The following is a 12,891-nucleotide window of genomic DNA, read 5'->3' on the forward strand; positions in this document are numbered from 1 at the left end:
AATGTTAAAATAGATAATGATATATTAAGGGAGTGAAATAATGTTTCCAGAACGCCTACGAGCACTTCGCAAAGGACAAAAGATAACCTTAAAGGAGCTTGCTACCCATCTCAATGAAAACCTTGGCCCCAATGAAAAGCCAAACACTGCTTCGCAAATCGGTAACTGGGAACGCGGTATTCGGACCCCGTCATACGTTGAAGCACGAAAACTAGCCGAATTCTTTGATGTCAGTCTGGACTATCTTACCGGAAAAACTGATCGTGATGATTTTGATTTAGCAAAATTATTTTTCTCTAGTAAGAACCTGTCGTTTAATCAAACTGTACTTTCAAGTGATGATCGATATGAAATTTTCCAACTAATTGATGGTTACTTAAAGGGACGGCATAATCGCCGAGATACAGACACCTTCTATGGTAAGCAAGAACAACTAGATTTAAAACTTAAATAAGGAGTTTGTGATGAATCCTAAAAAATTAAAACAGCTAAAAAAGCGGGTAAAAAAAGCTCATCAAATTGTTAATGAGCCTTCCTATATTCAAGAACTAAATACTTACCGTGACCTATTCGATGACTTTCCTCCTGTAAAATACCTCATTAATAACGTTTTAGAAAGTGATCGACTACTCAAAAACGGCTTATTGCCACAACCTCTACCAAAATTATTATTGCCGGATAACATTCAAGATACCATTTTCAAAAAGGTTAATGAACAGTTCCCCCAAGGTGATCCACGCGGCGATAAACTTTGGAACAAATATAGTGAGGCGTTGCCAAAATTAGATAAGGCGTTGCGCAACTATCGTGATTATCTCGAGGAAACATACGGAATGTGGTCATACGTCAATGCACCTTTTGCCAAAGCACTTTCTGATTATTTAGGCGGAGCGCCGACACTGGAGATTATGGCCGGTAATGGTTATATTTCTAAGGGATTACGCAATAACAATGCCACCCAAAAGATTTATACTACCGATAGTCAGGCATGGGTAAAAGAAAACGAAACGGGCAAACACCCTGTCACTAAGATTGAGAAGTTGGACGCTCTAGAAGCAATCAAAAAATACGGTGACGAGGTCGAATATGTCATTATGTCATGGGCTCCCGACAAAGGTGAAATTGACTGGGATGTCCTGGAACTTCTTCGTTCAACATATCCCGAAGTCAAATTATTAGTTATTGGCGAAAAAGATGGCGCAACTAACTCTAAGAAATTCTGGCATGAGGCACAATTGAGTCAAGACGATGAATTACAGAAAGTTAATGCTAACTTGCACTCGTTTGATTTGATTGATGAACAGATTTATCTAGCGAAATAAAAAAGTTGAGGTTAAAAGAGAACAAAAGTTTTCTCTTAACCTCAACTTTTTATTTAATCAATTTTAGCCACTAATTTTCCGACCACTTCATACTTTTTAATCGCGGTTAAACCATCAATAATTTGATCAAACGGAATCACTTTCTTAATCAAAGGCTTTACATCCCCATTAGCTATTAATTTTAACATTTCCGCATTCATTCGGCCTAAATCAGCCTGCTGATATGGGTTACCACTGAGATGCGCCCCACCAAGATTAACGACATCCAGCCCTAGACCGCGATCAAACATTGGAACATTATCAAGTGAAGGAATGTCAACAATCGTTACTAAGCGTCAATTATAGGCTAACCGTCGCAAATCAAGTTCTGCTTCTTTTTTGCCTACCGTATCAATGATCAAATCAACGCCAAGCCCATCGGTGAGATCGACTAACTCTTTATCCACATCTTCAGTTTGATAGTTGACGATTGCATCTGGAGCAAGCTGCTTTACGTAGTCATATTTACTCGATGAAACAGTCGTAAATACCTTGCAGCCATGAAGTTTAGCAAGTTGAATAGCGATACTCCCAACCCCACCCGCACCAGCATGAACTAACACGGTATTAACATTGGCAAAATTAGTTTTGCGTTCTATTGCTTCATAAGCTGTCAAAGCCCCACATAAAGCACTAGCAGCAAGTTCATAGGAAATAGAATCCGGAATCTTAGCTAATTCATAAGTCGGGGCAGTCACATATTCGGCGAAACAACCATTTTGCGTTAAATCACCATGTCCAGATACCTAGTCGCCAACATGCCAAGTTCTAACCCCCTGACCAACACCAACAATCTCCCCAGCAACGTCCAATCCAAGGATATGTGGATACCGCCAAGCACTAACGCCGCCCTCAACAATTTTGTAGTCAACCGGATTAAGTCCAGCAGCATGCACCTTGATTAAGACTTCATGCTCAGCTGGCGTAGGAACTGAGACTTCCGCAAAATTCAAATCTTGCAATGAACGATCTGCCGCTTTTTCGACTACTAATGCTTTCATTTTTTCGCTCTCCTTAATTTTATGACAATTATTATAGCACTTTGCCTAAGCATTCTTCATGGCCATCTTATTAAGGTAGTGCCAAATTTGCGAACGATATTTTCGTAATCCAAATAACATCACTAGATAAATAATAATTGCTAGTGAAATCCAAAGAGGACTTTCTGATATAAAGGCAGCAAAAACCAATGCATTCAATGGGCGTGCCACTAAATTAAAGCTTGTTACCAAGACCACCCCGGTTGGAATTGCAACGCCATAGTGAGCCACTGCGGCAGTATAGACAGGACTGAGCCAACTGGCCGCGTATAAGCCCAAACTAAACCACACAATTCCCGTTGCAATTACTTTTAAGATATTTCCACGAGTGACCGCGACAATTGATTCAATCATGTAAGGAATCGCAATTAAATCAACTACCGGAAGGGTCTTATTGCCAGGAAGAATAAAAGCAATTAAAACCATAATCGGAATTAAAATGATTCCTGAAATTAAAGTTGCTGATTCTCCATAACCAACTCCATCATCAACGGCTAGGAACCACCGCTTTTTATCATAACGGCTATTTTTATTTTCGCCATGTCGCTTCTTTTGCTGTTCATCAATTTCAGTCGCGATGGGAATAAATGCCTTTGCGAATACGTTTGTAACGAGAGGGAAGATCGCCATAACGGCAGCTAGTTGAATCGCAAATTTAGTAATTTGTCCCCACGCGCTTATTTTTCCCAGTGAAGATAAATTCCCCAGGATTCCAATTATTAATCCTAGGATAATTCCCATTGTAATTGGTTCTCCAAAGACACCTAATTTTTTCTGAAAGTCTTTAGGGGTCATTTTCACTTTATTAAAGCCCAATAAATTCCATAATGGATCTAAAATAATCGCTGGAATCACTTGCTCGATATTATGTAAGGAGTCGACGGTGGTATTCTCAATTCCATAATAGTCGGCCCACCGGTCTGCTTGAATCTCAGCTAAAACTAATGAGTATAGGAGCATAAAAAATTCCAACCCTAATGATAGCCAATAATTATGAGTTACATAAAATGCTAGCGTACCCCAAATCATATATCCAAAATTATTCCAAATATTAGAAGGCAAAAATACTTTGGTAACACCAAGCGCAAATAAAATTAATTCAACTAGTAACCCAAAAACAAAAAACGATAAACCAACTGTTGAGCCAAATGCTGCTAATGATCCTGCTTGCCAGCCAATATCAACCACCGGCAGTTTAATTCCCGTATTATCAACCATTTGGCGGACAATCTTAGTCACCACTGGCGTAAACTCTGTGATAATCCAGGTAAAACCGGTTAAACCGACACCAGCATAGAAGGCACTCATCATTGCTGTCTTAGGCTGCACTCGTAGTAATAAAGCAATGATAAAAATTATTATTGGGACAACTACACTCGCGCCAAAAGTTTGAAAAATAGCATTAACTTCTTGAAGCATGTTTTACTCCCTCCATCGAATAAACTGTTACCTATATTTTCCCTAAGACCAGTCTTTTTAGCAAGACAAAAGGTTTATTTGCGTTTGCTGTAGAAATCCATTCAGAAATTTGCTACAGTATGATGAGTTTAATTTATTAGAGAGGGTCCGTTTTATGAAATATCGTTTACAAGCTATTATTTTTGTCTTCGTTGCCTTTATGCTTGGGTGTAACGAATATATGATTGTCGGCGTTTTACCTGATATTGCCCATGAATACCATGATTCGCTTGGTAAGTTAGGCCTACTTGTAACTGTATTTGCCTTGGTTTATGCTATTTTTACTCCAATTATTACTTCAATGGCAAATCGGTGGCGACGACATCATGTTTTACTAGTTCTCATGGTCATCTTCTTTATCGGCAATACGTGGACAGCGATGGCGCCAAACTTTATTTCAATGTTGCTTTCGCGGATTCTAACTGCTAGTGTTGCCGGTGCGATTATCTCAATGGTCCTCGTAATGGCGAGCTATGTTGCGCCGCGTGAAAAAAGAGCAAGCCTGGTTTCATGGGTTTTTGCTGGGTTTAGTATCGCGTCAGTTATCGGCATTCCAATCGGGACAGTTATCAGCACCACCCTTACTTGGCACGACAGTTTTTGGATGATTTCTGGAATTACGATCATTGTTTTTGTCGCCTTGATCTGGCTCGTTCCACGTGATACGCCTCAATTTAAGAGCACCCTTAGTAAACAGTTTGTGTTATTTAAGGATTCACGAATCATTCTCGGTGTTAGTTTCATTGTTGCTATTTGTGCGGCTGACTACACAATTTATACCTATATTCGTCCTTTAATCACTAACGAAATGGGCTTTGATAATACTTGGTTGAATTGGCTCCTATTCGGAATGGGAATCTTCTTTATTATTGGTAATAAATTTGGTGGATACCTGGCTGACCGTGGCGGAATCCACCGGCTCAGTGGAATCTACGCGGCAATGACAATCTTATTCCTCATCTTTGGTCCCGTCTTACCATTCAAGTGGGGTGCCATTATTATTGTGGCTGTCTTATGTATTGCCTTTTCATGCTATGGTTCTTCCACCCAATTAATGTTCCTTGATATTGCCGAAAAACAATATCCTCAATCACTTGACTTAGCTTCATCCTTAAACTCGATTTTTGCTAATATTGGTATTTCACTAGGCTCCTTTACTGCCTCTCAGGCTGTCACCTTCACTGCCATGAAAAACCTCGGTTATGTTGGCGCGGTCTATGGGCTTCTTGCAACAATACTAGTCATCGTCCTGAGTAAAAAATATACGGGAATGCGCAATTATTAATCTTAACTTTGAGTACAGATTTTTCTATCTGTGCTTTTTTATTTCCCAGGAAATTCATATGCAACTAATAGTAGCGGGGTGAGCAATTGTTGTTATCTAAGGATTCTATTGACCTTTTAAGCAGATCCAATTAAATTCTAAATATAAATTTTGAAAAGGAGCTTTTTGTTATGCCGTACTCTTTTCCGCATCAACTTCTTAAACTACGGACTGAAAAACAATTATCACAAGCTGAACTAGCTACGCGTCTATTCGTTTCCCGCCAAGCCGTCTCTAAATGGGAAAACGGGGATGCTGAACCAAGTATCGACAAGCTAATTTTGCTTGCCAAAGTTTTTAATGTTTCATTAGACTGCCTCATTCTGGGAACAAACGACTTTAATCAACCACTGGTAAAACTTAATAATATTGTTAAAACTTTTAACACACCAGTTCTCAACAACCTTGATTTAACTATTCATAATAATGAACGCATTGCCCTCCTTGGTAGTAATGGCGCTGGTAAAACAACTTTAGTAAAGATAATTGAAGGTGCTTTGAAGCCCAACGAAGGTACTATTAAATGGTATTTTAATAAAAATAATTCTTTAAATATCATGTCCCAAGAAAATGTTTTAATTCCGACCCTAAAAGTTAAAGAGCAGATTATCTTGACAGCCGCCATAACTAAGGTTGATTCAAAACAACGAATCAATTATCTTCTTGATCAATTTAAATTATCATCCCAGCAAAATACAATTGTTGCGAAATTATCAGGTGGACAAAAACGTCGCCTTTCGCTCTTACTTAGCGTTCTCCGTCAGTCCAAGCTTCTGATCCTAGACGAGCCGACTGTTGGGATGGATTTAGAATCAATTGACTATTTTTGGCATTTTATTGAAAAGGTTTCGGGAAGTATTTTAGTTATTACTCATGATTTCAATCAAATTGATAAATTCTTTTCCCGTGTTCTGCTCCTGAAAGATGGCCAAATCTCTCAAGACATCCCTGTTAAAGAAATCCACCAACATAATCAGACAATCGAACAATGGTATCGTCAACATAATCGTTAGGAGCTTTCTTATGAATATCATAGCAATTCAACTAAAACAAGTTTTACGCAATCGTCGTTTCTTTCTTTTTACTATTCTCCTGCCAGGTATTTGGTATGTATTTATGATTCAAGTTGCTAGTACATCCCTCCCCGCCACTGGCAACTTCCGGCTTGCTTTACTCTTGCTTGCTCTCCTGATGGGAATACTCGGTAATTCAATCGTTACTTTCAGCAAACGGATTTGCAGTAATAAAGACTTCTACATTCTTCAATCGCACATTAGTCACTACTCTCTGTGGAACTATTTATTTTCGCAATTAATTACCCAAGTCATCATCAATTTGTTCATCACCATCGTAATTATGGTTCTTGCTATTTTTCTTCATACTATCGAGTTCAACTTTATTACTATCACTAGTATTTTGTTAACCAATATCATCGGAATATATCTAAGCGTGATCGGGTTTGCAATTGGGCTTTCTTTTGATGCACCAACTGTTGATGCCGCTGGAACCCCAATCCTATTTATAATCGCAACTTTTATTACTCCGTGGAAACACCTCTTACCAGCTAATTCTTTTATTGATTTTTTTACTAATATACAAAAGCTATTTCCAACTTATTATCTTTATGCCGACCTTGATCATCTATCGGTTAGTCATCTTGGGCTACTATTTGTAACTGCGATTATTACTCTGCTACCTTGGCTTGGCTTTATCTATCGAAAATTAATCAATTAAAAAAACCGGAATACCTAGTACTAAACATACTAAGTATTCCGGTTTTTCGTGTATTGATACTATCTCAAGTCAATCAGCACTGTCCACATGGCCGATTGACTGAACACCTCACAATCCGGTGAGTTAATGTGTCCCACTTGTCAAAATGTCAATGGTAGCTCTTAGGGTCGCTACCAGACCTCTCGACTCATCGCAAACTATAATTTAGCATATCTGAGCTCTTGATGCAACTCTTATGCTCTTGCTTCCATTATATCTGCAAGGTGTTCGGCTACCCATTCTTGAGCTTTAGTAACCAAATCAGTTGTCTTTCCGCCTTGATCGGTTTCATTTGCTAATTCATCGATCCGCAATCCCGTTTTATTAATATCTTCACTCTCCATTACTAAATAAAGATTAACAGGATACTCAATCTCTTTATCTAATAATTTAACATCTAATCGCTCTGCCTCATCCATCGGTATGTTGATTAGGTTGGTTTCTAAGCGAAAGCTAACCGGGTCACCTTTTTTCATTTTAATATTCATCTTATATTGACCGAGGTGTCCCGTATCAAGCTGTTCAATCATAAAATTAATCGCAGTTGTTAATACTGTTTTTTGCTGTGATTGAGCAGCAGTTTTTTCAACTTCTTCTGTCACAACCTGATCGCTCGTCAACTGTGACAAATAATCAGCTACTGACATCTTCATTTTTTCATTTGCTCCTTCATTTTTTCAATTTTAGCTTTTGTATAGTCTGCACGCTGTTTTGCACCATAATAAACACCAGCAGCTCCTACTAAAATTCCAACAATACTTAGTGCTTGAATAAATAATCCGTAGGCACTTTCTCGTGGGCTTACCATTTGAAATGCGGCTAAACTAGCGATTGCAAAATAAAGGTTTACTAAAATCGTTGCATATCCACAAAAACGCATCTTTAAAAACGATAATCCGTTAACAATGATTGCTAAAACGATAAAGAGGAGCAGTCGTGGCCATACAGATGATGATGTCAGCGAGTGACCATGCTGAACAAACATAAAAGCATCAAGGACTAATGCAATTACTGCTGCTACTGATGTTACAATAACAACTTTTTCATTATTTTTCATTTATTTTGCCAACTTTCTTTTTTGCTATCCCCGCGGATGACCAATATTTTTACATCCCTTAATTAACGAAAAGTGAGTGGGAATTAACCTTCTCGACAAGGCGGTGGGCTAAGGATAGAACGGTGATTAGCACGGCACGGGCTGATTATCGTTCGGACTTAGCCTCGAGCCTTGTGGTTAATTTCCACGATATCTTAAACAATGTTCGTATAAATAAAGAGGCTGTTGAAAAAACGAAGTTTTTTCCCAGCCTCCATTTTACTAAATTAAGTTAAAAAGCTCAATTATGCGAGTAAATCAGCTACTTCAGCGGTTGGAATTCCCGTAATATATTGTTGGGTTCCTTCCTCTTCAAGGACTTTGGCAATCTCATCATGGTCATACTTAACCCCTTGGAGCTTTTCTGCTAATTGGTTAATATCCTGTGGGCCAAAGAAATCACCATAGAATTTCACGTTTTTGATTACGCCATCTTTAACATCAAAGCGGGCATCAATTGTCCCCATATCAAAGTGTTTCCGCCGCTTAACCGTAAATTCTGGCGACTTACCATAGACCCAATCCCAGTTGTTATAGTACCGCTCATAGATCTTATCAATTTCTTTTTGATCCTCGGGGGTAACCACGTATTGCTTATCCTTAATCTCCTCAAGGTCGTCAACATGGAAGAGACCCTTTATCAATTCATCCCTAAATGTTGGCACATCAATATCTTGGTACTTTTCATCCAAGTATGGGCGGAGATTCGTAACCCGTGATCGAACGGATTTGATCCCCTTTGAAGCAATCTTATCTTTTGCCACATGAAGGGCATCCGCGACGACACTTAAGTCAACGTCAAGCATTAATGTTCCATGGGAGAATGTCTTTCCATTACGTGAATACATCGCATTTCCCGAGAATTTCTTACCATCAACTAAAATATCATTACGACCGCTGACTTCTGCACTAGTAGCACCCATTTGATGAAGGACATTAACAATTGGCTGGGTAAACGATTTAAAGTCACCAAATTCCTCACTATCGCTTGGAACCACAAAACTAAAGCAAAGGTTCCCTAAGTCTTGATAAACAGCACCACCGCCTGATAAACGACGGGTTACTCGGATATTGTGTTCTTTTACATAATCATGATTAATCTCTTCAAGCGTATTTTGGTTCCGGCCCACGATAATACATGGTTCTTCATAATAAAATAGTACTAAAGGCTCTTTCCCAAAATCCTTATTATTCATTAAATATTGTTCTGTAGCTAAATTCATTCCAATATTATGAGAAGTCATTGAAACATAACGCATAACTAGCACCCTCTTATAAAAACATCAACATAAATAGACTAAAGTTTTACTTTTGTCATTTAGTCATCCAATTGTAGTGTACGTCTTTTAGTAAGCGTTTGCAATATATTATCGACAAAGTAAAAAATACTTTCTTTTTTACATCTTTTTAGGGCGAAAACATTTTATAATAAAGGTATAAACTTTCGGAGGTGTCTATTATGACAGAAATTTATCCATACAAACACATTCTCGTTGCTGTCGACGGCTCAAAAATTACCAGTAACGTCTTAGAAAGTGCCATTGATTCTGCACTACGAAATCATGCTAGCCTTGATATCTTACGAATTGTTCAAGTAACGCAACTAACTGATGGCTATAGTAATGCGGCCCTTAGCAGCGAAGAAACATATAACATTGTTAAAACCACCAAGGAACGACTCGATGACTTGAAAAAGCGCGCGGTCGATGCTGGGGTTGAAGACGTTAACGTTCATATCCGGTTTGGAAATCCAAAACGTGTTATTGCCCATGAATTTCCATCAGACCACAATACTGACTTGATTGTTCTCGGTGCGACTGGTGTATCTGGCCTCGAACGCTTTGTTCTTGGTTCTGTTACCCACTATGTTAGTCGGATGGCAAAATGTGATGTTCTTGTTGTTCGCAAAAACGACCATGTTAACTAGGTGAAAAACGGTGAAACAAATTGTTACTGGCATCGTTGCTCATGTCGATGCTGGAAAAACGACTTTAACCGAAGCCCTCATGTATGAAACCGGCGCTATTCGAACGCTAGGCCGCGTGGATAATGGAGATGCTTTTTTAGATCCTAATACGCTCGAAAAGCAGCGCGGAATCACTCTTTTTACCCATCAAGCTGAACTAACTTACAATGACCTTGCGCTTACCCTTCTCGATACCCCGGGACACGTCGATTTTGCTAGTCAAACAGAACAAGTCTTACCAGTTCTTGATTATGCAATTCTTGTCGTTTCAGCCACCGATGGTATTCAGGGATACACGCGCACATTATGGGATCTTCTTGCACGTTATGATATCCCGACCTTTATTTTCATTAACAAAGAAGACGTGATTGGTGCTGATTCTAGCGGTGTTATCGAGCAACTGCAAAAAGAATTTTCGCCGGCTTGCCTTGATTTTGCTGATCCATTAACTGATGAAGTTCGTGAAACAATTGCCATGCAGGATGATACAGTTTTAGAAAACTACCTCGGTACTGGCAGCCTTAGCGATCAAACAATTCAACAATTGATTAAACAACGTAAAGTGTTCCCCTGTTATCGTGGAGCAGCCCTAAAGTTAACTGGAATCACTAATTTCTTAAAGGGACTTGAGAAATGGACTGTTACGCCTGAGTTCGCTGATGAGTTTGCGGCGCAGGTATTTAAGATTTCCCATGATGACAAGGGCAACAGGCTTAGTTGGGTTCGCGTATTCGGTGGCAAAATTCCAGCTAAATCAGTTTTACTAAACGAAGAAAAAGTGAACCAAATCCGAATATATAACGGGGCTAAATTTACCCCGAGTCAGATTTTAAGCGCAGGTCAAGTCGGTGCTCTTACTGGATTAACTTCTACATCCCCTGGACTTGGCCTTGGTAAAACAAAGCCACTCCCGGCACCAGTCATAAAACCAGTCTTAAATTATGCCGTTAAAGTTGATAAAGAGGACCTTCATGCTTGTCTCAAAGCCTTAAAAGAGCTTGAAGATGAAGATCCACAACTACAGATCTCTTGGCATCCTCACATCCAAGAGATTCACGTTCAAATTATGGGAGAAGTTCAACTTCAAATCCTGCAACAATTGCTTCAAGAACGTTACCAATTGGAAGTTACATTCGATGAGGGAAACGTTCTCTATCAAGAAACGATTACTAGCAAAGTTGAAGGGGTCGGTCACTTTGAACCATTACGTCACTATGCCGAAGCCCACCTTCTTTTAGAACCGGGAAAACAAGGCTCTGGAATTACCATTAGCAGTGATTGCAGTCTCGATATCCTTAATCGCAATTGGCAACACCAGATCTTAACTAGTTTACAGGCCAAAGAACATTTAGGGGTTCTTACAGGTGCTCCCCTTACCGATGTCAAAATCACCCTCGTTGGTGGTCGCGGCCATATTAAACATACAGTTGGTGGAGATTTTCGTCAGGCTAGTTGGCGAGCGGTTCGTCAAGGATTGATGGAATTGAAGGGACAAAACGAATGTCAATTATTAGAGCCTTGGTATGCTTTCCACCTTAAAATCCCGAATGACCAAGTAGGACGTGCAATTAATGATATTCAACAAATGCATGGTACGTTCGAGCTTAATGAAGCTAATAGTCAAGACCTAACCCTGATTACGGGAACCGCTCCTGTTGTGGGCATGCGCGATTACGCCCAAAGCGTTCGCGCCTATACTCATGGCCAGGGTCAGCTTGAGCTTGTTGTTGCTGGCTATTATCCATGTCATAATGCTGAAGATGTCATTAGAAATGTTAATTATGATCCGGTTGCTGACCTAGAAAACACTCCTGATTCCGTCTTCTGTGCGCATGGTGCTGGTTTCCCCGTTCCATGGAATGAAGTCCCAGCAATGGCGCATTATCCGTATAGAAAATAGGTTGTTGATATTGCCATAAATAAAGAGGAGCTAGAAGAAAAATTTCTTCTAACCCCTCTTTTTTCATTCAATTGTTAATAGCAATCCATACAATGCACCTAATAAATTAGCTTCATTGCCAAACTTTGCGGTCATTATTTCAGGCATCGTGACATCATCATGAAGACGGTAATCACCCTTTTGCAGAATCATAAATTGCTTCTTTATTTCATCAATTAAAATTTTTTGTGCACTAATGCCACCGCCAATGAGCACACGTTCAAGGTCAACAACCGTCTGAATATTTAAGATCAAAACGGCTACTCGCCGACAAAAGCCTTCAAATAAGGACCAAATAACTGGATTATGATGATTAATTTCTTTAAATACTCGCCGGCCATCAGTTTTATCCTTAATATCACAAATGTCAGCCATGGTTTCAATCATCTTAACTGCTGAAGTAGTAGCCCCCATTGTCGAATAGTGAAGTTCAGGAGCATCATTATCAATGATCATGGCACTTAATTCACCGGCCTGAAAATGTGGTCCGTGCAAGAGCTGGTTATTAATAACAATCCCGCCGCCAACTGAAGTTCCTAATGTGATCACAGCACCATTACTGATACCATTGAGATTGCCAAGCCACATTTCCGCCAATGTCGCACAATTAGCATCATTACCAACATATACTGGGCAATGAGTTCGTGATTCAAGATACGCCGCAAAATTAAAGGTCCCCATAAAGCCAAGGGCACCAGTAAACCTTACCTCTCCCGTCGCCGGATTGACGACTCCTGGAAGACTGACACAAATCGCAGTCACCTTGTCTAAAACCGGCTCCACAACAGCAAAGATTGCAGCCAGAAACGCTTCTTTTTGATGAGGAGTTGGAACGTGATTTTTCTCAAAGATGTTACCAGAGTGATCAATTAAAGCACTCTTTATCTCTGTCCCACCAATATCAATACTTAAATACTGTCGTTGCATAACTCCT

Annotated in this window: 12 protein-coding genes and 1 pseudogene; 7 read left to right on the plus strand and 6 right to left on the minus strand. The window is 39.5% G+C overall.

Going from position 1 to position 12,891, the window contains the following annotated elements; genetic code table 11:
• Nucleotides 1–40: 40 nt before the first annotated feature.
• Nucleotides 41–454, plus strand: coding sequence for a helix-turn-helix domain-containing protein (locus tag CBG10_RS05365; RefSeq protein WP_003664887.1), 414 nt, complete (start codon nt 41–43; stop codon nt 452–454).
• A 10-nt stretch (nt 455–464) separates the two neighbouring features.
• A complete protein-coding gene (locus CBG10_RS05370; RefSeq protein ID WP_094511910.1) occupies nt 465–1,322 on the plus strand; it encodes an SAM-dependent methyltransferase in 858 nt (285 codons plus the stop codon).
• 53 nt (nt 1,323–1,375) lie between these two features.
• On the opposite strand, the pseudogene CBG10_RS11785 reads toward CBG10_RS05370, so the two are convergent.
• Nucleotides 1,376–2,362, minus strand: a pseudogene (locus CBG10_RS11785) (zinc-binding dehydrogenase).
• 45 nt (nt 2,363–2,407) lie between these two features.
• Nucleotides 2,408–3,820, minus strand: coding sequence for a PTS galactitol transporter subunit IIC (locus CBG10_RS05380; protein ID WP_094501600.1), 1,413 nt, complete (start codon nt 3,818–3,820; stop codon nt 2,408–2,410).
• 154 nt (nt 3,821–3,974) lie between these two features.
• Between CBG10_RS05380 and CBG10_RS05385 the strand changes: the two genes are divergently transcribed.
• The 3 genes from CBG10_RS05385 to CBG10_RS05395 all read left to right on the plus strand — a co-directional run bounded on the left by CBG10_RS05385 (nt 3,975) and on the right by CBG10_RS05395 (nt 6,917).
• Nucleotides 3,975–5,144, plus strand: coding sequence for an MFS transporter (locus CBG10_RS05385; protein WP_019252070.1), 1,170 nt, complete (start codon nt 3,975–3,977; stop codon nt 5,142–5,144).
• Between the two features lie 170 nt (nt 5,145–5,314).
• Nucleotides 5,315–6,196, plus strand: coding sequence for an XRE family transcriptional regulator (locus CBG10_RS05390; RefSeq protein ID WP_094508308.1), 882 nt, complete (start codon nt 5,315–5,317; stop codon nt 6,194–6,196).
• A 10-nt stretch (nt 6,197–6,206) separates the two neighbouring features.
• Nucleotides 6,207–6,917, plus strand: a complete 711-nt coding sequence (locus tag CBG10_RS05395) for a lantibiotic ABC transporter permease (protein WP_094501594.1) — start codon at nt 6,207–6,209, stop codon at nt 6,915–6,917.
• A 233-nt stretch (nt 6,918–7,150) separates the two neighbouring features.
• On the opposite strand, the gene CBG10_RS05400 is transcribed toward CBG10_RS05395, so the two are convergent.
• From CBG10_RS05400 to CBG10_RS05410, 3 genes are all read right to left on the minus strand, one after another.
• Nucleotides 7,151–7,609 (minus strand): hypothetical protein, encoded by a 459-nt coding sequence (locus CBG10_RS05400; protein WP_003664897.1) that lies wholly within the window; start codon nt 7,607–7,609, stop codon nt 7,151–7,153.
• Entirely contained in the window at nt 7,606–8,013 is a 408-nt protein-coding gene (locus tag CBG10_RS05405; RefSeq protein WP_003669993.1) for a hypothetical protein, read from the minus strand. The genes CBG10_RS05400 and CBG10_RS05405 overlap by 4 nt, the downstream gene beginning before the upstream one ends.
• 284 nt (nt 8,014–8,297) lie before the next feature.
• Entirely contained in the window at nt 8,298–9,311 is a 1,014-nt protein-coding gene (locus tag CBG10_RS05410) for a lipoate--protein ligase (protein WP_094501592.1), read from the minus strand.
• 200 nt (nt 9,312–9,511) lie between these two features.
• Here CBG10_RS05410 and CBG10_RS05415 point away from each other — a divergent pair, with 200 nt between their 5' ends.
• Together CBG10_RS05415 and CBG10_RS05420 are read left to right on the plus strand one after the other, a co-directional pair.
• Complete coding sequence (locus tag CBG10_RS05415) at nt 9,512–9,979, plus strand: universal stress protein (RefSeq protein ID WP_094511912.1); 468 nt, start codon at nt 9,512–9,514, stop codon at nt 9,977–9,979.
• A 10-nt stretch (nt 9,980–9,989) separates the two neighbouring features.
• Nucleotides 9,990–11,918 carry an elongation factor G gene (locus CBG10_RS05420; protein ID WP_094511914.1) on the plus strand — a complete coding sequence of 643 codons (1,929 nt, stop codon included), beginning with the start codon at nt 9,990–9,992 and terminating at the stop codon, nt 11,916–11,918.
• A 63-nt stretch (nt 11,919–11,981) separates the two neighbouring features.
• Here CBG10_RS05420 and CBG10_RS05425 read toward each other — a convergent pair whose 3' ends face one another.
• Nucleotides 11,982–12,884: an ROK family protein gene (locus tag CBG10_RS05425; protein WP_094511916.1), complete on the minus strand. Its 903-nt coding sequence runs from the start codon at nt 12,882–12,884 to the stop codon at nt 11,982–11,984.
• Between the last annotated feature and the right edge of the window lie 7 nt (nt 12,885–12,891).

The organism is Limosilactobacillus reuteri, from assembly GCF_002254085.1.
GTDB lineage: Bacteria > Bacillota > Bacilli > Lactobacillales > Lactobacillaceae > Limosilactobacillus > Limosilactobacillus reuteri_K.